Genomic DNA, 25,211 nt, shown 5'->3' with positions numbered 1-25,211 from the left:
CCCCCGGCGTCAGCGTCGCAGTGAAAGAAGGCTCAAATCTCATTCTTGCCGTCACCAATCCTCAGCGCGCGCGCCAGATCTCGTGCGTTGGTTTCATACGTCCGCGCGCCAATTCGCGCCCTCGCTCGATCGGCGCGTTCTTGTGCGGACTCGAGGTCCGCCATCGTGTCGAGCACACGCTGCGCGAGTGCAACTGAATCCGCAGGACGCGCGTAGAGCGCATCATCCTCCATCGAAACGCGGACGCCCCCGATATCTGTGCTTACCACCGCTGCGCCAGCCATGGTCGCCTCTGCGGGGGGTAGATGCCACCCTTCTGCATCACTTCCGCACAAGTACACCACCGCCTCGCCGTAAAGCGTGGCCAGTAGGGCTGGAGACGGGGCATGGTAGTAGGACACATACTCCGGCAAACCCTCAGGGCGCGTCTCCTGGCCGAATGCACGCAGGGTGATCTCGGGAGCGGCTCTGTGAATGCCCTCGAGTGCAGCGATCACAACATCAGCACGTTTGTACACATGCGGCGAGATCAGGCTGAGGACGCTCGGCTCTCGTTCTCGCAAGAACTTGCCACGGGGGAACGCTAGAGGATCTATCGCGTTGGGGATCAGGTGAGACCCCAGCCCGTTTAGCTTGCAGAGGTCTCCCAGCCATGGCGCGATGACGATTCTCTCATCCACCATTCCCCAACTGCGTTGGATAAAGGACTCGGAAGCAGCCCACGTTTCGTAATGCTGAATCAATGCGACGGATCTAGCTCCTGCGCGCGCAGCAGCTTTTGCGACTCGTGGAGTGGTCTCAACCGCAGAGGCGACGACCGCGTCACCAGGCCGCAACCGAGGGTTCGGATAGCCAGCACTCACCCTTACGCGCACGCGAGGGTCGATCTCGAACCACGAAATGGGGCGTCGCCCGAACCGGATTCTTGCCTGCAGCGCACGAGCCGCCGCCTTGATTCGCGCTGAAATCCGACGGGCACCGGGCAAATCCGCGTAAAAGGCCCGCGAATGCCACAAGGTCACGTGGAATCCGTGCGAGACGAGAGTGTTCGCGTACTCATAGACGACCTTGTATCCACCGATTGGCGTGGCCGATACACCCAGGAGGAAGAAGTGCACCTGCGGTCCGCCGCGGCGTGCACCTTCCGGACGTGGAGATTTCGATTGGCGAGTCATCCTTCACCTTCCCCGAGGTCAGAGTGTCCCCGTCTTTCACCCGCGTGGGGCACAAGCCCAACCCGGTAGGCGAGTGCGGCACACGTCGTGAGCGTAACGAACTCACTCAGTGCGAGACCCGCAGCGACTCCCGAGGCACCCCACCAGAGCACCGCGATCAACATCGTGGCAACACCCAAGAATGCACTGATCAGAGTGGTGATGAGCACTGCGCGATCCATTCGAGCCGGCATCAGGATGTTGCGGATGAGAGCGGTGGATATTGCAACTGAGGTGAATGCGATGCCCAGCCAGAGCATCGTGATGCTCTCGACTGCAACGGCCTGACCGAAAAGCAACGCTGTGAGCCAGCGACCCAACAGCGCAAGCGCTACTCCCCCGCAGACCCCGAGCGCGGTCATTGCGCAAATCGCGAAGATGTTTCGTCTGCGCCGTTGTTCTCCGATGACTTCAAGCACCCACCCCTGAAGAGCGTTTCCGAAAGCCACAACCGCATAGAGGCTGTAGCGGTAGAGCCTGTCACCCGATGAATAGGACGCCGCATCGGCGGGATCCCCGAGCGCCGCAGCCACCGGAACAGGCGCATTTGCATAAAGATTGCCGGTGATCTCAACGCTCCACGCAGCTTTTCTCCCCAAGAGGCCTGCCCGCACAACGACCCACCCCGGCCATCGCGGCCATACACGCCCGAAATTGCGTTGATGGAACGCCACGAGTCCGGCGAGAGGCGCAACGATCAAGCTGAGTGCGTAAATCATCACCTCCCCGGTCAAGAGAACAAGCGGCACCGCGACAGCCGTCACCACCGCGCGAGGAAGGAGCTCGTAAAGCGCTATGGTCGCCGGGGACGAAATGCCGACCGCGTACCACGCGATGCCGAGCGCTGATAGCGCGGCCCCAACCGCAAATATCGCGGCGACATGACGCGTTTCCGCTGGAGCAATCGAACTCGCTATGAGCGCGGCCAGAGGAGCCACAAGTACAAGAACTAGTGACCGGACGTATATTGAACGGCGATACAACTCGCGCCTGTCGCTAACGCTCGCTGCGACTGCGACCAACGGCGTTCCCAAGACATTCCAACCAACGAATGCTACGGCTGCGGCATACGACCCGATGGCCTGACCTATCGCAAGAGCCGACCACCCATCCACACCCCCGACGCGAGCAACGACGGGCAGCGCCACCAGCGGAACGAGGAGGGACAGGAAGGGAAGCGCAGTAAAACTCGCGAGCCGTTTGGCTAGATTCAGCATGAAGCGGAGCCCTCCGGCGCGACGAAGCGACGACTCTCGGTGCTTCCGTTGGCAGCAGCTCGCGAGATCATCATCGCTGGGCGGCGCGGTCCAGTTGGCGGCTCAGAACATCGGAAACTGATTCTGCCGCGAGTTCCCAACTGTATTCGCCGGGCGATGGAGGTTCAACCGAGATCCTCGATTCGGCGCACTCCATCATCACTTCGGCGAGCTGAAGATGATCATCCCACTTGGAGATCGCGAAACCCCGGGTTCCTACAATCTCGGCGACAGAACTGCAGCCTTCCCAAAAGGCGACCGGAGTCCCGCACTTAATACTCTCCAGAGCCGGCAAGCCGAAGCCCTCGAGTATCGAGGGAACCAGCGTCACGGATGCTCCACGATAGAGAGTAGCCATCTTTTCGTCGCTCACCCCCGAAAGCCAATCGATCCGATCGCCCACACCGACTCGGTGAGCGAGGTCTGCCACGGCCAGTTGTTCTCTCGCCGGCACAACTGCTTTCATTCTCATTCCCGGAGCCGCGGCCACCGCGTTTAGCGCGGTAATCAGATTCTTGTGCGGGCGAGCGTTCCCCACAAAAAGTGCATATGGCGGTCCATCTTCCGCCCAGAGGCCTCGCGTATTGAACTCTTCGGAGCACCCGATTCCGGCGTTCACAACCTCGACATCATCGTCGCGCAACCACTCACGAATGGCTTCTCGAGACGTCTCTGACACGGTGATCACTACGCCCGAGCGCCGGATCGCAGGCTTCAACACGCCCTGATAGTAGGCCAGATACTTCGCTCGCATAGGCCATTCTGTCCGCAGATGAATGAGATCGTGCACCGTGACCACCTGGTCGACGACGCGAAAACAGTTGTAGCCGGGCGTGTAAACCACGCTCCCAGAACGCGAATCGCGAGGACGGCGGAACGCATCTAAACCGCTTGTTGGTGATCCGGGAACAGACATCGGCCGCATCGGTACCTGCAACCGCGATAGGACTTCACGCGCGTATCTACCAATCCCATGTTCACCAGACCAGCGTTCGTCGATCAGCACTGCAGGCGAAGGAGCTCCGACCCTCATAGTCGCGCACCACCCATTCGCATCCAATTCTCTACGCCATTGCCGAAGGTGCGGTCTGAGAACTGCTCGGCTGTCTTGACGCAGTCGCTCGCGTTGGTGGCCAGCGCAACCTCAACGGCCTCCGCCAACTCCGAACCGCGCCACTCAGCTATAACGGCTCCCGTTTGGCGATGCACGACGGACTCCGCCGCGCCACCCACCGAGTTTGCGATCACCGGTGTCCCGGTGGCCATCGCTTCAACCGGGATTATTCCGAAGTCCTCAATTGGGGGGAAGACAACGACTGCTGCGCGACGGTACAGGTGAGCGAGTAGCGCGCGAGAAGGCTTGCCGACAAACGTCACATTTGCCGTGGATCCATTCGCCAGTTCGCGCAGTTGCAAGGCGTCGGGCCCTTCACCCGCTATTACCACCGGCATGTCCGCGGCCGCCCCTGTGGCGATCACTAAGTCGAGACGCTTGTATGACACGAGGCGGGATACGCCCAGCAGAAAGACCTCAGGGAGAGAATCGAGTGTTCGCTGGTCAATTCCCGTCAACTCAATCGAATCGACTCCAGAGAAAAAGCCAACATCCACCGGCGGGTATATGACAGTCGCTTCCCTCTCCCACGTCATGGCAATACGCGCAGCGACAAACCGACTGTTCGCGGCGATTGAGACCGGCTCCTGGGCACGCCTGCGATCCAGTGGCTTGAGCACGCTCGACGCCGCTCGCGCCATTGCGCCGCTTCCGCGCCCATCGAGCTCGGGAACCCATACGTAACGGGCAGGTGTATGAGCATAGACAAACTTCGGCGCCTCCCGAGCCGACCCCTTGAAACGCGCGTGGTGCGCGAAGAGATGGCTACTAGTGAGCACCCACTCCGCATCCACCGCTGGGAGTTGACGCCACGCGAGGGGCATCAGCGGGAGTGCGAGAGCTTTGCGACCCTTGAACGGTGTGCGTGCGAGCCAGGTCTCTCCGACGTCTTGGAACCGGCCGCCGCTCTCGTTCCAAAGACAATAGCGAGCGGCGTCCGGGAACACCTCGCTGAGAACCTCGAAGACGTTCTCCGATCCACCAGTCGGCGCAAGCCACTCATGCACAATCACACCAGACAAATGCCGAACCCCACAGATCTCATCAGTTGTTTCCAGCCTAGATGACCAAATGTCGTGTCCCGTATTCACACAGCCGCGGCCGGATTCCCGGACAAGCCCGCACACGCAGAACGCCCCCAGGAGCACGAGGCTCCCGGGGGGCGTTCCAGATCACGCGGTGTTACTTGAGGATCTTGGTGACCGTGCCGGCGCCGACGGTGCGGCCACCCTCACGGATCGCGAAGCCGAGTCCGTCTTCCATGGCGATGGGCTGGATCAGCTCAACGGTCATGTCCGTGGTGTCGCCGGGCATGACCATCTCGGTGCCCTCGGGCAGCGAGATGACGCCGGTGACGTCCGTGGTGCGGAAGTAGAACTGCGGGCGGTAGTTCGTGTAGAAGGGGTTGTGACGGCCACCCTCCTCCTTGGACAGGATGTACGCCGTGCCCTCGAAGTTGGTGTGGGGCGTAACCGAGCCCGGCTTCACGACAACCTGGCCACGCTCGACGTCGTCACGCTTGGTGCCGCGGAGGAGCAGACCACAGTTCTCGCCGGCCCAGGCCTCGTCGAGCTGCTTGTGGAACATCTCGATACCCGTGACGATGGTCTTCTGCGTCGGGCGGATGCCGACGATCTCGACCTCGGAGTTGATGGCCAGCGTGCCACGCTCGGCGCGACCCGTGACGACCGTGCCACGACCGGTGATCGTGAAGACGTCCTCGATCGGCATGAGGAACGGCTTGTCCTTGTCACGCACGGGGTCGGGGATGTTCTCGTCGACGGCTTCCATGAGCTCGACGATGGAGTTGACCCACTGCTCGTCGCCCTCGAGAGCCTTCAGGCCCGAGACGCGGACGACGGGAGCGTTGTCACCGTCGAAGTTCTGCGAGCTGAGCAGCTCACGGACCTCGAGCTCGACGAGCTCCAGGATCTCCTCGTCGTCGACCATGTCGCTCTTGTTCAGCGCGACCAGCAGGTAGGGAACGCCGACCTGCTTGGCGAGCAGCACGTGCTCACGCGTCTGAGCCATCGGGCCGTCGGTGGCGGCGACCACGAGGATCGCGCCGTCCATCTGAGCAGCACCGGTGATCATGTTCTTGATGTAGTCGGCGTGACCCGGGGCGTCGACGTGCGCGTAGTGACGCTTGGGGGTCTCGTACTCGACGTGCGAGATGTTGATCGTGATGCCGCGCTGACGCTCTTCGGGAGCGGAGTCGATCGACGCGAAGTCACGCTGCACGTTGGTCGCGGACGGGAACTTGTCAGCAAGCACCTTCGAGATCGCTGCGGTGAGCGTGGTCTTGCCGTGGTCGACGTGACCGATCGTTCCGATGTTTACGTGCGGCTTGGTGCGCTCGAACTTGGCCTTAGCCACTGGGTCCTCCTCAGGACGTTCGTGTAGAGGTCCCGGTCGCTGGTTTGCGACCGGTTTCTACGGGGATGGTGTCAGTGTAGTTGACGGTTCTGTATTCAGTTTGGGTGGATGCTGTGCGCCGCCGTGGCGCACAGCATCCGTTCGGGCGGTGCTACTCGCCCTTGTTCTTCTGGACGATCTCGTCGGCGACGGCCCGCGGGACCTCCGCGTACGAGTCGAACTCCATCGAGTAGACGGCACGGCCCGAGGTCTTCGAGCGCAGGTCGCCGATGTATCCGAACATCTCCGACAGCGGAACGAGAGCACGGACGATCTTGATGCCCGAACCATCCTCCATCGACTGGATCTGGCCGCGACGGCTGTTCAAGTCGCCGATGACGTCGCCCATGTACTCCTCGGGCACGCGCACCTCGACCGCCATGAGCGGCTCGAGGATGACCGGGTTCGCCTTGCGGAGCGCCTCTTTGAAGCCCATCGATCCGGCGATCTTGAACGCCATCTCGGACGAGTCGACATCGTGGCTCGCGCCGTCGAGCAGGAGCGCCTTGACACCCACGATGGGGTAGCCGGCGAGCACGCCGACGTTCATCGCGTCCTGGAAGCCCTGGTTGGTCGGCTCGATGTACTCGCGCGGGATGCGGCCACCGGTGACCTTGTTCTCGAACTCGTAGGTGTTCTCCGACGAGAGATCGAGCGGCTCGATCGCGAACTGGATCTTCGCGAACTGACCCGAACCACCGGTCTGCTTCTTGTGCGTGTAGTCGTGACGCTCGACGGCCTTCTTGATCGTCTCGCGGTACGCAACCTGGGGCTTGCCGACGTTGGCCTCGACGTTGAACTCGCGCTTCATGCGGTCGACGAGGATGTCGAGGTGCAACTCGCCCATGCCCTTGATGACCGTCTGACCGGTGTCGGGGTTGAGTTCGGTGCGGAAGGTCGGGTCTTCTTCGGCGAGCTTCTGGATCGCGACGCCGAGCTTCTCCTGGTCGGCCTTGGTCTTCGGCTCGATGGCGACCTCGATGACGGGCTCGGGGAAGGTCATCGACTCGAGGACGACGGGCGCGGCCGGGTCGGTCAGGGTGTCACCGGTGGTGGTGTCCTTCAGGCCGATGACGGCGTAGATGTTGCCGGCGGAGACCGCCGGAACCGGGATCTCCTTGTTGGCGTGCATCTGGAAGATCTTCCCGATGCGCTCCTTCTTGCCCTTGGTCGAGTTGATGACCTGCGCACCCGAGTCGAGGCGACCCGAGTAGACGCGGATGTAGGTGAGGCGACCGAAGAACGGGTGCACCGCGACCTTGAAGGCCAGCGCCGAGAACGGGTCGTTCGCGTCGGGGTGACGCTCGATGATCGTGTCGTAGTCCTTCGGGTCGTGCGCCTCGATGGCGCCGACGTCGAGGGGGTTCGGCAGGTAGTCGATGACGGCATCGAGCATGGGCTGCACGCCGCGGTTCTTGAACGCGGAGCCACACAGGACCGGATAGACCTCGCTCGACACGGTCAGCTTGCGAATCGCGCCCTTGATCTCGGCGACCGTGAGCTCTTCGCCACCGAAGAACTTCTCCAGCAGCGCGTCGTCGGTCTCGGCGACCGTCTCGAGCAGGAGCTGGCGGTATTCCGCCGCCTTCTCGGCGAGGTCGGCCGGGATCTCCTGGATCTCGTACTTGGCGCCCATGGTGACATCACCCTTGGAGTCACCGGGCCACACGAGCGCGCGCATCTCGACGAGGTCGATGACGCCGAGGAAGTCGCTCTCCGCGCCGATCGGCAGCTGGATCACGAGGGGCTTGGCACCGAGGCGCTTGATGATGGTGTCGACCGTGAAGTAGAAGTCGGCGCCGAGCTTGTCCATCTTGTTGACGAAGCAGATACGCGGGACGTTGTACTTGTCGGCCTGACGCCACACGGTCTCGGACTGGGGCTCGACGCCCTCCTTGCCGTCGAAGACGGCGACAGCACCGTCGAGAACGCGGAGCGAGCGCTCCACCTCGACCGTGAAGTCCACGTGACCGGGGGTGTCGATGATGTTGATCTGGTTCTTGTTCCAGTAGCAGGTCACGGCGGCGGACGTGATCGTGATGCCGCGCTCCTTTTCCTGCTCCATCCAGTCGGTCGTGGAGGCACCGTCGTGCGTCTCGCCGATCTTGTGGTTGACACCCGTGTAGAACAGGATGCGCTCGGTCGTCGTCGTCTTGCCGGCATCGATGTGCGCCATGATGCCGATGTTGCGGACCTTGTTGAGGTCGGTGAGCACTTCTTGTGCCACGGGGTGTCCTTACTTGTGGTGGGGAATGTCGCGGGGATGGCCGGCCCGTTGGGGCCGGCCATCGGAAACGCTGGTTACCAGCGGTAGTGCGCGAAGGCGCGGTTCGACTCGGCCATCTTGTGGGTGTCTTCGCGGCGCTTGACCGCGGCACCCAGGCCGTTCGAGGCGTCGAGGATCTCGTTCTGCAGACGCTCGGTCATCGTCTTCTCACGACGACCCTTCGCGTAGGAGACGAGCCAGCGCAGCGCGAGCGTGTTCGCACGGTGCGGCTTGACCTCGACGGGCACCTGGTAGGTCGAGCCACCGACGCGGCGGCTCTTGACCTCGAGGGTCGGACGGACGTTGTCGAGCGCCTTCTTCAGCGTGGCGACGGCATCCTGACCGTTCTTGGCTTCGACACCCTTGAGCGCGGTGTAGACGATCGACTCGGCGATCGACTTCTTGCCGTCGACGAGGATCTTGTTCACCAGCTGGGTGACGATCGGAGCACCGTAGACCGGGTCGTTGACGACGACGCGGCGGGGTGCGGGTCCCTTACGAGGCATCTAACTCAACCCTTCTTTGCGCCGTAGCGGCTACGAGCCTGCTTACGGTTCTTGACGGCCTGGGTGTCCAGGGCGCCACGGACGATCTTGTAACGGACACCGGGGAGGTCCTTGACACGGCCTCCACGGACGAGCACGAGCGAGTGCTCCTGCAGGTTGTGGCCCTCACCGGGGATGTACGCGGTGACCTCGGTGCCGTTGCGGAGCTTGACACGGGCGACCTTGCGCATCGCCGAGTTGGGCTTCTTGGGCGTGGTCGTGTACACGCGGGTGCAGACGCCGGCCTGCTGCGGGTTCGACTTCAGGGCGGGTGCCTTGGTCTTGGTGACCTTGGGCGAGCGACCCTTGCGAACCAACTGCTGAATGGTTGGCACGTTCTCTCCTTGTTGTGCTGCACGGTGACAGCGTTCGTGGTTTCACCACAAATCCACCGGCGCGGCAGAAGAGCCGTGCTTTTGGGTGGTGGATATGCCGTGGGGGCGACCTGTTCGCAGGTCGTTCCCGAGATGCGGCGAACATACGGCCCGTGTCGTGTCGAGACATGACGCAAGGCGCGCATGAGCGCACACCCGATCAATCATACGCGTGCGCGGGAAGCCGGTCAAACGATCGCGGGTTCAGCTCTCCACGCGGTGGAGCAGGAACTCCTCATCGCCCAGATAGAACCGCTCGCCGGCTTGCAGCTCGGTGCCCGCTTCGATCTCGAGTTCCTCCCCCATGAGGGTGCGCAGCATCACTCCGTTGGTCGATGCGAGGTCGGTGATGTGCCACCGTTCGCCCCGCAGTTCGATGCGCGCGTGGGTCTTGGACACGGTTCGCGCGCTGTCCGGCACGGCGAGAAGCTGGGCGCGGGGAAAGGTCGGGTCGGCTGCCGGTCGGCGGCCGAGGATCACGACGTCCGCCGTCAGCGGCAACGGTACGCCGGATGCCGGGACCAGTTCCCACGCGGGACGCTTCACGCGGCGCGCGATGACGGTGCGTTCGAGGTCGTCGTCTTCGTCGCCGAAGGGCTCCTGGCGGCGCTGCTGCGCCGAGACGGAGCTGAGCGCGGAGCGCGGTGTGCCGGCGCGGGGCGCGCCGATCACGGCGGAGACCTCCCCGGACAGCTCGGGGAACGCCTCCGGCTCGTCGGAATCGTCGGTGCGCGCCGACCGGCGCGTGCCGGGCGCTGCGGCCGGCATCCGGGTCACCGGAGGATCGGCGGGTGCCGGATCGACGTTCGAGCGGCGGCCGGGAACGAACGCGATCGGGCCACTGTGCTCGTCATCGGCGTCCTCGCGAACGGGCGGTGCGGCGTAGCGACGCCCCGCGGCCGCGCTCGGCGGGAACGGGGAGGGAGACACCGCCGACACGTCGTCGATCTCGGACGGCCAGGAGACTTCCTCGGGTTCCTCCGGCACCGAGACAACCGGCGTTGCGGGGGCCCCCGGCGGCGGCGCTGCGGCGGGCGGTGAGGTCGTGATGTCCGGCGGCACCCACACCGGGCCGGTACGCGGCGCGGGCGGAGCGAAGGCGAAGGCGTCGGCCGCAGTGTCGACCTGCGCGGCCGGCGGCGCGACGACCGGTGCCGCCGGCGCACTCGGCACAGCCGGCGTCGGGGCAGGATCGGCATCCAGCGGGTCCGTGACGGCGGGACGCCATGCGGCGGCTCGCGCCCCCAACCAGCGCGCGGGGCCGAACCCGAGGATGCTCGCCCAGATGATGAAGAAGAAAGCCGCGAGCACCGTCATCCCGGCGCCGTAGCCGAACCCGGGGTTGATGCGGTGCGCGGAGACGATCATCAGAATCAGGATCACGATCGGCCCGATCACCGGGATCAGGCCGATCAGGACGAGCCAGGGATTGAACCCGCCCCAGGTGAGCACGGTCGCGAGGTTGAGGAAGGGCACCCAGCCCTTCCACGGTTCTTCGCCCATCTTGCGGAACATCGCCGACAGCGCGAGGGCCGCCCACAGATACCCGATCACGCCGATGAGGAGCCCGAAGAGCCCCAGGAGCGAGAGCAGCGATTCGTCGACGATCGGTGTCATGTGGTGTGTCGCGGCGTCTGGGACGCGCGACTCCCCCTCTCCATCTGCGGTGCGGGCCGGCGCCCGGGCGGGACGAACGATCTCAACGATACGGCCGCGCGCACGCGCGCCCAGAACCCCGGGGCGAACGCGCGGCGCTCGACATCGACGATCCGCCAGAATTCGTCGGCATCCCGCTCCTCCACCGTGGCCGCGGAGAAGACCGCTTCATCGGCACTCGTGGCGAGCACGGCGGCACCGGGTGAGGCGTGGAGTGCCGCGATCTCCGTGCGCGTGGATGCCGCCGGTGCGCGGCGGCCGGCATCCACTGCGGCGTCGAGATACTCCTCCCACCCCCCGGCGACACGGTCAGCAGGACGGTCCGCACCACGACGACGGCGACGGCGCAGGGCCTTCGCGGTGATCACGAGCAGGATCGGTCCGGCGACGACCGCGAGGATCCCGAGCGACCACGCCGTGATCCGCAGAGTCGCCCACAGCCAGCCGAGATCGGCGGCCTCTTCCGGAGGGGGCGTGCCGGCGGTGTCTTCCTGGGCGGGCTTGGGTGGCTGGACTTCGTCGACCGTGGCGGGGCGGACTGCTGTGCCGATCGTCGGATCCGGTTGTTCGGTGACGTCGCGACTCGGCGCCTGCGCGTGCTGAGGGGTGACATCGATCGGGATCCAGTCGCCGGTCGACGCGCGCACTTCGACCCACGCCGAGATGTCGCCCGACCGGCACCCGGTGTCGGCGCAGACACTCAGCCCGGCATCGCTCGACGCCAGACGCGCACCCACGACGACGCGTGCGGGAAACCCCAACTCGCCCGCGATGAGGGCGACCGCGGTCGCGAACTGCTCGTCGTCACCGATCGCGGCGACGTAATTGCCCGTCGCGGCAGCCCGCGGATCGGCCTCACGCTCGGCGAGCGCGGCGAACATGTCGTCGATCCGTGCGAGAGAGTGTCCCGAGGCGCTCGGGGCGAAGCGATAGTCGTCGAGGTCACGCATCCACTCGGCGCTGCCGTCGTCGCCGATCAAAGCGTGCGAGAGGTACCCGCGCGCCCGGAGGAGCTCGACGAGAGAAGCGAGGGCTGCTCCCCCGGTGCCGGTGGTGTGCTCCTCCACCCACGTGCGCAGGCTTGCGGGGGCCAGGGTCATGCCCTTGAGTCCGCCGGGCGCGCTCGCCTCGCTCAGGGCCGGCACCGCGGGAACCGCCGCGCGGAGGCGGTAGGTGTCGCCGGCCGCCCACGTGCCAGTCTGGACCGCGGCAGAAAGGTCCGGGCTGTAGTAGAAACCGTCAGCGAGAGACACGGCGCGCCCACCGCCGAAGTCGACGCGCTCGAGCGACCCGGCCGAGGGCATCCAGATACCCTCCAGCGCGCCGATGACGACATCGACCTCGGCGAGCTCACCGTCGCCCGCGTCGCGCCCGGCCGGCACCCGGACGAAGGGTGCCCCCGAGGTCGTCGCATCTGTGCGGAAGACCGCGCCATCGTAGGCGTCGAGCACGGCCAGCCGCACCCGCTCGGGCGGGGTTTCTCCCGTGGCGGAGAAGAGCACCTGTCCGAAGGTGCCGTCAACGAAGAGCGCGCGAAACGCCGCGAGTGGACTGATCTCTCGGGAGATCTCGACCTGCGGTCCCGTGGTATCGCGCAGCACGGTGCGGGGGGCGGATGCCACGGCCGCCGGCACGACGAGGCCCACCGCGAGCGCGCCGACCGCGATCATGCCCACGCCGAGCGCCAGCCGGCGTGCGTCGGCCGGCGCCGTGCGCCGCATCCGCACACCGGTGGACTCGGCGGCACGGCGGAGGGCCCGGATGCGTTCCTCACGACTCCGCCAGGACAGCCACAGCACCCCCCCGACCAGCCAGATGACGCCGAGGGTGGTCTCCACCGGAGCGGGGAACGTCATCGGTCCGATCCGCAGCGGCGCGCTGACCTCGGTGCGGCCGAACAGGAGCCCGAAGCCGACCATCCCGAGGCTGACCGGCACGGCCCAGAACGCCCCGGCATCCGATCGCCAGGCCGCCCGCAGGGCGAGGGTCGTTCCGACGAGGAACACCACGAGTGCGGGGACCAGGAGATTGCGGTAGCTCCCCACCGGCACCTGGACCGTCAGCAGATCCTTCCACCCGACCACGAGTCCCGCGGCGAGTTCGCCGAGGCCGTGGATCAGCTCGCTCGGCCCGCCGAGGCGTCCGGGGACGGCCAGCGGAATCCCGAAGACGAAGAAGGCTCCCGCCAGGAGCCCGGCGGTCGCCCCTGCGCCCCAGCGCCGCCAGGTGACGAGCACCGCGATGCCGACGGCAAGCAGGGTCGCGACCCCCACGAGCACGAGGAAGGCTTCGGACCGATAGATCGGCCAGGCAGCGACCGCGGCCAGGAGGACCGACACCCCCACGTAGAGGGAGCCGGCGGTGACGTGCGGGGAGCGTCTCACGACGTCGCTCCTCGCAGCAGCAGCCCGGCGAGGTCTTCGAGGGTTCCGATCGTGTGCACCGTCATCGGTCCCACGATCTGGGTGCGCGGGTGCGCGTGTTCGTCGCACACGATGCCGACGACGGCGGCATCCGCCGGGAAGGCCAATGCCGCCTGACGCACCTGCGTGAGCGAGACCGCCGAGCCGACCACGAGGACGGCGATCGACAGGCGGTCGGCAGCTTCAGCGGTGAGGCGGCACACCTCGCGGAAGGCCATCGTGTTGCTCAGGCGCTCGACCGAGCTGAAGCCGTCGAGGACGACCCGCGGAGCGCCGGTGGGCAGATGCCGGATCGCGCGGAGGCGACCGCGGACGACCCGCGGGATCTCGGCGCCCACGACGATCTCGAGATCGCGCGCGTCGTGGACGGCCCGCAGCGACAGCGAGGCGGCAGCGCTGACGGCGAGCTCGAACTCGTCGGGCGACGCGAATTCATCCTCGGCCAGGCCCAGCACGACGGCCATACGCGAGCGGCGCGATTCTTCGTACTGACGCACCATGAGCCGCCCGGTCTTGGCCGTCGACTTCCAGTGGATCTGACGCCGCGAGTCACCCGGCGCATACTCCCGGATGGCGTGGAAGGACATGTCGGCATCCACGAGACGCCGAGTGGGGTTGCCGTCGAGATCGCGGATGAGGCCTGCGCTCGAGGACGGCACGGTTACGGTCCGCGGGTGGACGTACAGGTCGTGGATGTCGTCGAAAGCGTGCTCGCGATGGAGCAGTCCCAGCGGATCGGAGCGCACCGTCGTCGCGGGGCCCACCCGCACGATCCCCCGCGGCTGCGGCGGGATCTCCAGCGTCCGCGGTGATTCCTGGCCGGCGTGCAAGAGCGGTACCCCGAACTCCACGAGGCCCGCGCCGACCGGGACGTCGATGCGACCGGGCAGCGCCGCCCGCGCGCCGGTGTTGCGCACCGTCACGGTCGCCGAGACTCCGTGTCCGGCGACGATGCGCTCGTGTTCGAGGGTGAGGTCGACGTCGTAGGTGCGCGTCCCGAAGAGGAACGGGATGCTGAGGACCAGGAAGACGAGGGCGAGCGCCCCGGCCACGACGGCCTCGACCCACCCGAAGACGAGCCCGGCGAGGAGCCCGATCGTCGCGACGGCGATCACGAGCGCACCCGCGGGGCGGATCGTCCGCGCGCACCACGCGATCGCCGTGCGGAGCGCCGCGCGCACAGCCGTCCACGCCCGCGAGGCCCGCACCGCCGCCCCGACGACCGCGCGGGAGCGTGCGGAGGTGACCTCGGTGCGCTCGGTGCGATCGCCGGTGGAGGCCGACGTACGGGTCAGGCGGGTGTCGGGAAGGCTCACGGAGCCTCCCGGCGGGTCGGCGGCGTGACATCGAGGAGCACCTGTCCGATCACGGCCTCCGGGGTGACGCCGTCGAACTCGGCTTCGGGGTGCAGGATGAGCCGGTGCGCGAGCACCGGCACGGCGAGACGCTTCACGTCGTCGGGAGTCACGAAGGTGCGCCCCTGCGCGGCGGCACTGGCGCGCGCGGCCCGCGTCAGCGCGAGCGCCCCACGAATGCTGACGCCCAGGCGGACTTCGTCCGCGGAGCGGGTTGCATCGACCAGGCGCGCGATGTAGTCGAGCACGAGCGCATCGACGTAGACGTCGGCGGCCAGTTCGCTCATCCCGACGAGCGCATCGGGGGTGATGACGGCGGCGAGATCCTCGGTCGCCACGGCCGCGCCCCCGAGGATGCTCACCGTCGCGGCGTGATCGGGGTAGCCGAGCGAGGTGCGCAGCAGGAAGCGGTCGAGCTGCGCCTCGGGAAGGCGGTACGTGCCCGCCTGCTCGACAGGGTTCTGGGTCGCCAGCACGAGGAAGGGCTTGCCGACGGCGCGCGTGATGCCGTCGATCGTCACGCGGCCCTCCTCCATGACCTCCAGGAGCGCCGCTTGGGTCTTCGGGCTCGCCCGGTTGATCTCGTCGGCGAGGACGATGTTGGCGAAGATCGGACCGGCGTGGAAGTCGAAATCGCCGGTCTTCTGGTCGTACACCGTGATCCCGGTGATGTCGCCCGGCAGCAGGTCGGGGGTGAACTGGATGCGGGTGTTCGAGCCCTGCACGGACTGACCGATCGCCCGGGCGAGCGAGGTCTTGCCCGTCCCCGGAACGTCCTCGATGAGCACGTGCCCTTCACTCAGCATCGCGGTGAGGATGAGTTCGACGACATGGCGCTTGCCGAGCACGGCGCGCTCGACATTGTCGGCCAGATGCGCGAACGTCTGCGCGAACCAAGTCGCCTGCTCGGTGGTGATCGTCATGGGAGTGGGTCCTCGTTCAGGGTGCGGGCTCGGTCGGGGGCTGAGGAAGTGGCGTGCAGGTGGCTGACATCTCGGCGATCGCGGAATCCAGGTTCCACGCGGGCCAGTCGACGCGCACGCCGACGCCCGTCACGCGGACCGCGGCGTCCGGAACCCGCAGCGGGTCGCCATCGGTCGGCAGGACCTCGCCGTTCGCATCGGTGTAGGTGATCGCGTCGGTGGGGAAGCTGATCGACGCGCGACCGTCGGTCGAGGTCCCACTCGGCTCGAGGAGCGAGCCCCCCGTGCAGGCGCCGAGCGACCAGCGTGCCTGCACCTGATACGGCGCGCTGCCACGAGCCGGGGTGACCTCACCCCAGGCGGATTGCCACCATCCCGCGGTGTGCTCGTACCTGACGCGGATGCGCGGATCGCTGTCGAAGACGCCCGTCGGGAACCGATCGAACACGGCGACGTTGCTCTCCGGTGGCCTCTCCGGAGACGTCGGCGTGCTGTCGATCGTCCACGTCGCGCGCCCGTCGGCGACCCGCGCGGTCGGGCCGACGACGAAGGTGTAGTTCCGCGGGGCCGCACCGTTCTGCGCGGCGCGGACCTCGGCGCTCGTCGTCACGCGGCCGAACATGGTGCCGTCGAACCACGACTCCACGCAGAGCACGAACGTGTACTGGCGACCGTCGGGAAGGTTGGAGAACACCGCCCGGCTGCCGTTCTCCGACACGACGCACGCCGTCCCGTCGGGCACGATGCCGTAGCGGAGCGTCGAGCCGTCGCCACCGGATGCGGCCGTGCCGACCGCCGTGACCTCTGCCCGACCGTTGCCCGTGTTGACCGCCGTCAGGGTGAGTGCCGGCGCCAGCGGTGCGCCGATGCCGTGCGCAGACACAGTGACCGACTCGATCGCGGGTCCGCCGAGGCCCGGCGGCACGTCGAAGCGGGAGACGGGGGTCACCGTGACCGTGGTGGCGGTGTTCGATCCCACCCGGAACGACGGCAGGGTCGCCTCCGTCTGAGTAGGGCTCACGGCGACCGACACCGTTTCTCCCGCAGGGCTCGCAACCTGCAGCGCACCGGTGTCGGCGGCATCCACCCCGCGCATCGTGATCGCGGCCACACCGCCTTCACCGGCCGTGGCGACCGGCGCGGCGGACACCGACGTCGGTGCGGCGGGCGGGTCGTACGCCCACGCCACCGTCCGCACGGACGTGCGGGACGGGCCGACGGCGTTGACGGCGACGGCCTCGTAGGTGCGCTGGTCGCCGTTGGGTGCCGTGATCGCGGGGCAGATCCCCTGCGGCGTGCACGTCGCGACGACCGCGCCGGCCTGACGCACCTCGAACCCGGTGATCGCCGGGGCGGCCGACGAGGCGGCGCCCGTGTCGATGCGGAGGGTCAGGGTCCCGTTCGCGTACGCGCTCTGGGTGATGCTCGCCGGCGCCTTCGGGAAGCCCTGCAGGTCGAGCGTGATCCGCCCGTTGCGGGCCGCGGCGCTCTGCCGCCCTTGGGCGTCGCGGACGGTGAAGGAGGCAACGCAGGTCGCGCCCGGCGCATCGTCGGTCCAACTCGCGATCACGCGGGTCGCGGAGGCCACCGAGAAGCTGACGCCCACGCAGGCGCTCGCAGAGGACGCCGCGACGAGCGTCAAGGGCGTCGAGGGCAGCGGATTGACCTCGCCGGGCGCGCCGATCACGTCGATCGCGCACGACGACCCGGACGCCTGGCTGCACTGCTGCTGGACCGCTCCGCCCTGCGGAAGCGTGGACGGGGCGGCGCCGACGCGAAGGGTCACGCGCGCCGGAGTGACCCCGGCATGACTGGCGACCTCGATCGAGACGGATTCCACCGTGCCGGGGACAGCCGCATCGCGTGCATCGATGGTCAGGGTCGCTCCCGTCACCGCCACGTCGAAGGATGCCGCCTCCCCGCTGACCCGGTACACGATCGGTTCGGGAGTGCCCTGCCAGGTCGTGATCGTGCCGAGATCCACGGTGTGGCGCTCACCGGGTGCGATCTCGTACGCCGCCGCGCTCACGACCGGCTGCGGATCGATCGGCGTCACGACGACGGGGACCGAGAGCACGGTCCACGCCGACTGCCCGGCGATCCGGACAGAGACCAGGCATCCGTCGTTCCAGGGCGCTCCGGTACCGGCCGTGTACCGCAGGGTCGTTCCCGATTCGCGGGCACAGACGCCCGTCGTGCGCGCCCCAGACGCCCGCACCGGATCGCCGACCTCGAGAACGCTACCGCGCGGCTGCGACACGTAATCGGACAGATCGAAGGTGACATCCTGCCCTTCGCCGACCTGCACGGGTGCCACGCCGGGACGCAGAGACACCGTCACCTCGGAGGCGGCGGGAACCCTCAGGAACGCGTAGGTCGTGACGGGGCCGGTGGCGGTTTCGCCGGTCACCGAGAACGCGATCAACCGCGCTTCCTCGCCGACGTCGCCGCGGATGCGAGAGCCCGAGACCCGCACCCCCTCGGGGTCGCCCCATAGCGCGATGGTCAACGCGGACGCATCGCCCCCGGACCAGAGGACCTTGCCGGAGAGCACCTCGACGCCCGTGCGCAGATCCTCACGATCCTGCGCACGGAGGACCGTGTCATCGACGACGGGGAAATCGGGGACACGCTGAGCGACGACCCGGACGACCAAGAGACCCCGCGCGGTGTTGCCGGAGGACGACTCCACGTCGTAGAGGAACGTCATCGTTCCGGGCGCGGCGCCGGCCGCGATCGTGACGGTGTCCTCGGTGACCGAGACGATGCGCTCGGACAATCGTGCGTACTCGACAGAAGCGGTTCCGTCCTCCGCGACCTCGGGCACATCCGGTCGCACGCCGGTGAGGGTGAGGGTGCCCTGCGTCGGGTCGAGGTCGTTGGCCAACGGGTCCACGCGGATGATGCTGTCCGCGCCGGCTTGCACGTGCACGTAGTCGGTGTAGGTGATCGGGCTCGGGTCGGCATCGCCGCCGAGGATGCCGATGCGGACCCGCCCGTCGCCCGCCGCGCCGAACGTGTCGACGACCCGATACCGGAACTCGACCTGACCGGTGTCGCCGGCGACGCTCGTGTAGACGATCGACGTTCCGTCGGCCGAGATCGCCGCGGAGCCGCGCGCCGGTTGATCGACGATGGTCGCGAGCCGGACCACATCGCCGTCGGGGTCCATCCCGAAGCCATCCACGGCGATGGAAGTCGTGAGGCCGCTGAGCACCCGGCCGCTCAACGAGGGCGGCAGCGGTTCGCGGTTCGTGTCGTCGGCGACGGCCCGCACGTGCACGGTCGCCTGGTCGCCGAGGTCGGGGGCGCCGGTCGTGAAGGCGCGGTACTGGATGCTGTACTGGCCCGGCTCGGGCGGCGCGAGGTAGCGCAGGACCTCGCCGGAGGCGAACGCGAGGACCTCGGCCGACGACGACACGATCGACTCGGGATCGAGCCGCGGGCGCGTCCCCGAGGACGAGATGTCGTTGGCGAGCACGGGGATGTCGACCTGCGACCCCACCCGCACCACGACGCTGTCATCCACCGCGATCGGGGCCTGCTCGCTCGCGACCGGCAGCAGGTACACCGTCGCCTCTCCGATGACGGACGAGCCGGTGTCCTCGGTGCCATCACTGACCCGATAGGTCACGGTCCCGAGGAGCCCGGAGTCACCCGTGGCCGTCGTCCCGGAGACGCGAAGTTGACTCTGACCTACGGCATCCGCATCCATGCTCGCGCCCGCCGCGGGATGGCGGACGATGTCGCTGAGCAGCAGCACACGACCGGTGGGGTTCGACACGGCGGCGAACACGTCGACGGTCGCATCGGCCTGGGGGCGGACGAACGCCACGACCGGGGCCGTCGAGAGATCGGCGGGCGCATCGGCGGGCAGGAGGGTGATCCGGACGGTTCCGGTGACCTCCTGGCCCGCGGCCGACACGGTCACGGCGACCCGGTAACTCCCCGCCGCCGGCGCGGTGAAATCGAACGCGGTCGAGCCGCCGACGACGGTCGCGGTGGCGCCCGCGTCGTCGAGCACCCGCGCGGAGCTCACGCTGATGTCTCCGGCCGTCCCGGTCACGTGGGGCGCGACATCGACGCTGACCCGCGCACCCGCGGTGTCGAGCACGGCGAAGGATTGCAGGGTGGGCTGCGGGTCATCCACGACACGGACGACCAGTGTCCTCGTCGCGGTCGCACCCCGCGCATCGCCGACCGTCAAGACGATCGAGACGAGCTGTTCTCCTTCCGCGCCCGTGTCGCTGTGCTGATAGACGACGTTGCCCTCGGGGGTCGCGGCGACCTGACCCGAGCCGGAAGCGTCGCTGGCCGACAGCAGCAACAGGGGGTCACCCTCCGGGTCGACCCAATCGCCGAGGACGGGGAGCGTGAGCGTGCCACCCCGCGCGACGTCGGGCCGAGGCCACGTCTGTTGACACAGCTCGACGGCGCACCAGGCCGGCGCGGCGTTGTCGGCCTCATCCGCGACCGTCAGGGTCACGGTCGCCGGCGGAGACAGGAGTCCGTCCGCCGTCGTGCCGTCGGTCACGGCGTAGGTGAAGGTGGCGGCGCCCGCCGCATCCGCCGCGACGCGCACGGCCAGTCGCTGGCGATCGTCCGTCGTCGTGAGCACGCCGAAGCCAGGGTCGAGTCCCGTGACGGATGCCGGATCGATCGCCAGCACGTCTTCGTTCGGGTCGTGGTCGTTGAGCAGCACCGGCAGCGACACCAGCGCACCGGGGCGCACGCCGAACGCGTCATCGACGGCGACCGGGGGACGCGGATCGATCACCGGCGGCGGCTCGTCATCACTGACCTCCGCGGCCGTCTCGACGCGATCGTCGATGTCCCAGTTCTGGGTGGAGGGCAGCAGCGCGCCGCTCGGCGCGCTCCACACCCAGCCGGAACGGGCATCGTTGAGGAGCAGGGTGTTCCCGGCATCCGTGAAGACGGGGCGGCGCTGCGCACCGAGGCTGAGTCCGGCGTAGTCGAGCGGAACGTCGCCGTCCGCCGAGCTCCAGAGCGTGCCGGGCCCCGCGCCCTCGGGAAGCCACGCGGCGTACACCGTGCCACCGCGCACGACGGGCCGTGCTGCAGTTCCCCGCGAGGTCGTGCTGTCACCGAACACACGCTCGGCCGCAGCGCCGTCCGGCGCGATACGAACGAGACCGCTCGCATCGGCGATATAGAAGGCATCGGCATCGGCGTCCGACCGCGCGACCGCGACGGTACCGCTCGTCCCGGCGGAGGCGATGGCGTCCGCGCCACGCGGCAAGTACAGCCCGGAGGACGTGTCGATCACGACCCACTGCTCCCCTGCCGCGGTCACGACCGGTGCCGAGAAGGTGACGGGTGCAGGATCGATGCCGCGGACCTCGGCGTTCGTGACGTCGACACGGGCGACCGTCTCGTCGGCGGCCGAGTAGCTCATCAGCAGACCGTCGGCATTGATTGCGATCGCGTCCGATGTGTAGGCGGGAGCATCCTCGGGCGCATCCGACGGGCTCACGCGCGGTTCGATCCGCGTGAGCGATCCGGTCGAGAGCCGGCCCGCGTAGACCGCACCGGCATCGGTCCGGTAGGCGACGAAGTCGCCCGCGTAGTCGACCTCATCTGTGCCGGGTGGCGCGGAAGAAGCGGCCTTCAGCCCATCGGCGTCGAGGTCCACCGGCGCCGCGTCATCGATGCGGATCACCTTGCTGTCGCTGTCGGTGAACATGTAGGCGCCCGTCGTCGCACCGGCGATGCGGCTCGGGTTGCTGACGGCACGGACGGTGTCCAGTTCACCGATCGCGCTGTTGACGCGCGCGTAGCGGAGTCCGTCCGCCTGCAGCACCCAGGCTGACGCCGTCTGGACCGGCGTCTCCTGTGCGTCGAGCCCCGGCCAGGCGATACTCACGCCCGCGACGAGCGCGATGGCAGCGACGGCGGCCGAGAGACCGACCGCAGTGCGGCGGCGGTTCACCACAGCCCCCACCCGGTGCCCACCGCGAGAGCTGCCCCCGCGACCAGCGCCAGCGCGGCGATGCCGCCCGTCACCCACGGCCACACACGGCGGTGCGGCGGCGGCGCGGTCAGACTCGTGTCCTCATCACGACGGCGGCTCGTTTCCTCCGGCACAACGCGCGCGCGCCGCGCGGTGTGCTCGAGTCGGCTGCGCACGGGCCCGCGCGGAGCCGCGTCGGAGAAGTCGATCACCTCGGATGCCGGCAACCACTCGTCGGCGGGGACCTCCAGTGGCGTCGGCGCGACACCGACCGACTGCTGCACCGCGCGCACCGCTTCTCCGAACGCCTGCGCGGTCGGATAGCGCGCGTCGGGGTCGCGCGCCATCGCCGTCGCCAGCACGTGCTGCAGGGCGTCGGGAACATCGGTGCGCGGCACCGGCACGAACGTCGCTCGCGAGATGCGGCGGCGCATGAGGTCGCGGGTGTTCTGGCCCTTCTCACGCCGCTCGAACGGGCTGTGACCGGCCAGCAGGGAATAGACCGTCGCGCCGAGGCTCCACACTTCGCTCGCGATCGTTCCCCCGGAGTGCTCGGTGACCACTTCGGGGGCACTCCAGGGGATCGACATCGCGACGACGTCGCCCGCCGACTCGCGCAGGAGCGACGACGAGATCCCGAAGTCGGCGAGCACGGCAGCGCCGAAACTCGTCACGAGGATGTTGCTGGGTTTGATGTCGCGGTGGATGAGGCCCGCGCGGTGCGCCGACTCCAACGCGCCGGCCAGGCGCACGGCGATCGCCATGACCTCGTCGACCGGTATCCGTTCGATGCGATAGCGCTGCGCGAGCGAACCCGGGCAGTACTCCATGACGATGTAGGGGCGGCCGTCGGCCGAGATCCCCGCTTGATAGACCGTCACGATCGCCGGATGCGCAGACAGGTGCGCGAGGATATCGGCTTCCGCGTTGAACATGCGCAGCAGTTCGGGATCGCGTTCGTCGGCCGGCAGGACCTTGACGGCGACCGAACGGCGCGGCATGTCCTGTTGATACAGGAAGACGTCCGCGAACCCACCCGATCCGAGCGGCCGGATATAGGTGAGACCCGGAAGCAGCGGCGGCGCGGACGGGAGTCTGCGCGTCATGGCATCCCTCGTCGCTCTCTCGGCACGGCAGTCCTCACATCCCGGCAATGCTAACAAAGCCGCGGACGCCACACGTCGCTAGGGTCCGGGCTTCGCTCCGCCGGACGGGTCGGGATCCGCGTCGCCCGGCGGATCGGCGGGTGCAGCGAACGGGGCATCGAGCGAACGCGTGAGCTCTTCCAGCATTGCGGCGATCTGCGGTTCGACGTACTGGCTCACCGCGGACTGGATCCGCAACCGGTGATGCAGCAGGATCGCGCAGACTTCACGTCCGACGAGATTCGCATAGTCATCGGCCAGGCCGACCTCCTGGCGCAGGGCTGCTTTGGCTTCGGCGCTCAGCGGCGGGAGGTCGGGAAGACCGGCATCCACTTCGTCGGCCATGCCGGAGATCGTGAACAGGAACGGCGCCCCGGGCACGGGATCGGGATCGAGCGGCAGGCCTTCGAACTCGGGATCGAGCCCCTCCGCGGGCCGATAGCTGCGCGCACGGTTGCGGGCGGCCTGCTGATCCAACTCGGCCTGCAGCATGGGCAGGTTCTGCGCCGTATAGTCGGCGACCGCGTGGTCGACGATCGTCTTGATCCGCGTCGACAAGCCGTGCTGGACGCCGTGGGGAACATCCGCGCCGAGTCCCGCCGCAGAGAGCACCGGTGAGCCGAAGCACCGGCGGCACGGGGCGACCCTTCCCCGGTGGGTCGCGGGCTCCCATCGGGGCAGCCATCGGAGCCAGGCGTCGACCGCCTGGCTCACCTGGGTCTCGATCGACCGCTCCACAAGGCCCATTGTGCCCCGCCCATGCCCGTGCGTGGGGATGTGAGGCGAAGCCGTGTGGCGCGAGGTGGGGGATGCCGGCATCCCCCCGCGCAGAACGCGCCACCTGATTCACGCGGGAGCATTCGCGCGCTTCTGGAATTGGGGCCGCAAGTGGTGGGTACCTTGTGCCTGAGGTGGCAGATTGCGTCCCCTTGTTGGATCGGGCTCGAGACAGGTGGCGCGACCGGTCCACTCCTCGCGGCTGAACCCGCAGAATGCGCCGCCTAAGAGAGCCGCACGCCTGGGATCACCGACGACCGACGGGATGCCCGGCGGTCTCGACTACTCGTCGTCGTCGCGCTCCCAGGGCCAGCGCGGGCGGGAGGCGTGCGTGCGCACGAGCGCGACACCGGCCCAGGCCGCCGCAAAACCCGCCAGAGCCAGAACGAGGGCGAACCATGAGACGGCGAACGCGCCCGCCGTGGCGACAGCTGCCGCCACCTCGGACCCCTCGATGAGCGTGCCGACGAGGATCCCCAGCACACACGCGACGACTACCCCGACGGCAACCGTGAACGAGACGCCGTAGGACGGCGGCACACGGCGGATGCCGGTCCATAGGAGAGCGGCGAAGGCCAGGGTCGCGGCGGCAACGCCGACGATCCCGGGGATCTGACCGTGACCCGGGCCCGCAATGACATCGGTCTCCGTCACCAGGGTCGTCACGCCGAACCCGGCGATCACGAGCGCGAAGAATCCGACGACCGCGAAAGCCACCGCCACCGGCGGTGAGACTCCCGGGCCCGGTGCATCCATCAGGACTGGTGGAGCCGGGGACCCGCCTCGAGCGTGCGCTCGTACTCACGCTGGGCTTCGTTGTTGATCTCGGTCACCCGCGCTCCGCGCGAGGACACCCACGCGCCGAACCAGATCGTGATCTCGCGCCCGATGACGAACGCGGCGATCGCGAGAGGGGCGAGGAGCTGGCCTTCGACGAGGTCGGCGCCCTCACGAGCCGTGAGCGTCCAGAACGGAGCCTGGAAGAGCTGGCCCAACAGATGTCCGCCGTAGGAAGCGACACCCACGAGCAAGCCGAAGATCACCCAGTACGCCCAACGTCCGCGATTGATGATCGCGCCGAGCAGCCAGAAGGAGATGAAGAAGACGACGACCGGCACCCAGAACCACCAGGTGGTCAGCGCAGCGAGCGCCTCCGTGCCGACGTTCGCTCCGGTCACGTCACCCGTGATCGCCCGGAATCCGAGCGACGCGGCGAGGTACAGCACGCCGAACGTGAGCGCGGCGAGCAGGCCGATCAGACCTGCGGCGGCGCGGTTCCCCCGCGGGCGGGGGGCCTCGGGCGCCTGCACGAAAATGGGCTGGGGTGCCGGAGCCACGACGGGGACGACGGGCTCACTGGGAGTGACCACCGCGGTGGGTGCGACAGCGCCCGCTGCGGGCGCGACTGCGGCAGCACCGGTGGAGTAGTCGAGCGCCAGATCGTCGCCCCGGTACAGCGGGTCAGCGGCAGGCTCCGCAGCGACCGTCTCGACGTGTTCGGGCGCGACCGGCTCCGCGTGCGCGGCGGTGTCGACGTGCTCAGCGTGGTCCGCAGCAACGGGATGCTCGGGCGGCGTGTCCACGGCATCCCGCGACGCTGCCTCGGCCTCGGCCAGGCTTTCGTTCACGCGTCCGACCACGTCGTCGCCGTGCGCGGCGTCGTCCGTGTGTGTCTCGTCGACCGGGTCGCCGTACTTGGGGTCGCTCATGGCGGGTGCTCCTCACGCGGGGCGCACGCCACCGCACAGCGAGCGTAACGCCCGGGAAGGACAGCGGA

General features: G+C 68.0%; 17 protein-coding genes. All 17 read right to left on the bottom strand.

Annotated features, from left to right (window positions below; genetic code table 11):
• Nucleotides 1–32: 32 nt before the first annotated feature.
• Entirely contained in the window at nt 33–1,175 is a 1,143-nt protein-coding gene (locus tag N4R40_RS05500; RefSeq protein WP_261606365.1) for a glycosyltransferase family 4 protein, read from the bottom strand.
• Complete coding sequence (locus tag N4R40_RS05495) at nt 1,172–2,431, bottom strand: lipopolysaccharide biosynthesis protein (protein ID WP_261606364.1); 1,260 nt, start codon at nt 2,429–2,431, stop codon at nt 1,172–1,174. Before N4R40_RS05495 ends, N4R40_RS05500 begins: the two co-directional genes overlap by 4 nt.
• A gap of 70 nt (nt 2,432–2,501) precedes the next feature.
• Nucleotides 2,502–3,314: a glycosyltransferase gene (locus tag N4R40_RS05490; RefSeq protein WP_261606363.1), complete on the bottom strand. Its 813-nt coding sequence runs from the start codon at nt 3,312–3,314 to the stop codon at nt 2,502–2,504.
• A 185-nt stretch (nt 3,315–3,499) separates the two neighbouring features.
• Complete coding sequence (locus tag N4R40_RS05485; RefSeq protein WP_261606374.1) at nt 3,500–4,597, bottom strand: glycosyltransferase; 1,098 nt, start codon at nt 4,595–4,597, stop codon at nt 3,500–3,502.
• Nucleotides 4,598–4,766: 169 nt separating this feature from the next.
• Nucleotides 4,767–5,960 carry an elongation factor Tu gene (gene tuf / locus N4R40_RS05480; protein ID WP_261606362.1) on the bottom strand — a complete coding sequence of 398 codons (1,194 nt, stop codon included), beginning with the start codon at nt 5,958–5,960 and terminating at the stop codon, nt 4,767–4,769.
• Between the two features lie 151 nt (nt 5,961–6,111).
• A complete protein-coding gene (gene fusA, locus N4R40_RS05475; RefSeq protein ID WP_261606361.1) occupies nt 6,112–8,226 on the bottom strand; it encodes an elongation factor G in 2,115 nt (704 codons plus the stop codon).
• 74 nt (nt 8,227–8,300) lie between these two features.
• A complete protein-coding gene (rpsG, locus tag N4R40_RS05470) occupies nt 8,301–8,771 on the bottom strand; it encodes a 30S ribosomal protein S7 (RefSeq protein ID WP_023954027.1) in 471 nt (156 codons plus the stop codon).
• A 5-nt stretch (nt 8,772–8,776) separates the two neighbouring features.
• The gene (rpsL, locus tag N4R40_RS05465; RefSeq protein ID WP_017201609.1) at nt 8,777–9,145 is read right to left on the bottom strand and encodes a 30S ribosomal protein S12; all 369 of its coding nucleotides are present in this window, start codon (nt 9,143–9,145) and stop codon (nt 8,777–8,779) included.
• A 243-nt stretch (nt 9,146–9,388) separates the two neighbouring features.
• Nucleotides 9,389–10,801 (bottom strand): DUF5684 domain-containing protein, encoded by a 1,413-nt coding sequence (locus N4R40_RS05460; RefSeq protein WP_261606360.1) that lies wholly within the window; start codon nt 10,799–10,801, stop codon nt 9,389–9,391.
• A complete protein-coding gene (locus tag N4R40_RS05455) occupies nt 10,798–13,224 on the bottom strand; it encodes a DUF3488 and transglutaminase-like domain-containing protein (protein ID WP_261606359.1) in 2,427 nt (808 codons plus the stop codon). Before N4R40_RS05455 ends, N4R40_RS05460 begins: the two co-directional genes overlap by 4 nt.
• Nucleotides 13,221–14,579, bottom strand: coding sequence for a DUF58 domain-containing protein (locus tag N4R40_RS05450; RefSeq protein ID WP_261606358.1), 1,359 nt, complete (start codon nt 14,577–14,579; stop codon nt 13,221–13,223). The genes N4R40_RS05455 and N4R40_RS05450 overlap by 4 nt, the downstream gene beginning before the upstream one ends.
• A complete protein-coding gene (locus tag N4R40_RS05445) occupies nt 14,576–15,541 on the bottom strand; it encodes an AAA family ATPase (RefSeq protein WP_261606357.1) in 966 nt (321 codons plus the stop codon). The genes N4R40_RS05450 and N4R40_RS05445 overlap by 4 nt, the downstream gene beginning before the upstream one ends.
• A gap of 16 nt (nt 15,542–15,557) precedes the next feature.
• Nucleotides 15,558–21,491, bottom strand: a complete 5,934-nt coding sequence (locus N4R40_RS05440; protein ID WP_261606356.1) for an Ig-like domain-containing protein — start codon at nt 21,489–21,491, stop codon at nt 15,558–15,560.
• Entirely contained in the window at nt 21,488–22,618 is a 1,131-nt protein-coding gene (locus N4R40_RS05435) for a serine/threonine-protein kinase (protein WP_261606355.1), read from the bottom strand. The genes N4R40_RS05440 and N4R40_RS05435 overlap by 4 nt, the downstream gene beginning before the upstream one ends.
• Before the next feature lie 78 nt (nt 22,619–22,696).
• Entirely contained in the window at nt 22,697–23,395 is a 699-nt protein-coding gene (locus N4R40_RS05430) for a spermidine/putrescine ABC transporter substrate-binding protein (protein WP_261606354.1), read from the bottom strand.
• 321 nt (nt 23,396–23,716) lie between these two features.
• Nucleotides 23,717–24,190, bottom strand: coding sequence for a hypothetical protein (locus N4R40_RS05425; RefSeq protein WP_261606353.1), 474 nt, complete (start codon nt 24,188–24,190; stop codon nt 23,717–23,719).
• Nucleotides 24,190–25,143 carry an ABC transporter gene (locus N4R40_RS05420; protein ID WP_261606352.1) on the bottom strand — a complete coding sequence of 318 codons (954 nt, stop codon included), beginning with the start codon at nt 25,141–25,143 and terminating at the stop codon, nt 24,190–24,192. The genes N4R40_RS05425 and N4R40_RS05420 overlap by 1 nt, the downstream gene beginning before the upstream one ends.
• Nucleotides 25,144–25,211: the final 68 nt, after the last annotated feature.

The sequence above is a fragment of the Microbacterium memoriense genome, assembly GCF_025398275.1.
Taxonomy (GTDB): Bacteria; Actinomycetota; Actinomycetes; order Actinomycetales; family Microbacteriaceae; genus Microbacterium; species Microbacterium memoriense.
Note: the sequence above shows the minus strand (reverse complement) of the source record. Positions and strands in the feature narration are given on the sequence as shown.

Excerpts from the sequence above, each read along its gene's own strand:
- N4R40_RS05500 (WP_261606365.1), bottom strand. The coding sequence starts at position 1,175 with ATGACTCGCCAATCGAAATCTCCACGTCCGGAAGGTGCACGCCGCGGC.
- N4R40_RS05460 (WP_261606360.1), bottom strand. The coding sequence starts at position 10,801 with ATGACACCGATCGTCGACGAATCGCTGCTCTCGCTCCTGGGGCTCTTC.
- N4R40_RS05495 (WP_261606364.1), bottom strand. The coding sequence starts at position 2,431 with ATGCTGAATCTAGCCAAACGGCTCGCGAGTTTTACTGCGCTTCCCTTC.
- N4R40_RS05420 (WP_261606352.1), bottom strand. The coding sequence starts at position 25,143 with ATGAGCGACCCCAAGTACGGCGACCCGGTCGACGAGACACACACGGAC.
- N4R40_RS05425 (WP_261606353.1), bottom strand. The coding sequence starts at position 24,190 with ATGGATGCACCGGGCCCGGGAGTCTCACCGCCGGTGGCGGTGGCTTTC.
- N4R40_RS05445 (WP_261606357.1), bottom strand. The coding sequence starts at position 15,541 with ATGACGATCACCACCGAGCAGGCGACTTGGTTCGCGCAGACGTTCGCG.
- rpsG (WP_023954027.1), bottom strand. The coding sequence starts at position 8,771 with ATGCCTCGTAAGGGACCCGCACCCCGCCGCGTCGTCGTCAACGACCCG.
- N4R40_RS05435 (WP_261606355.1), bottom strand. The coding sequence starts at position 22,618 with ATGACGCGCAGACTCCCGTCCGCGCCGCCGCTGCTTCCGGGTCTCACC.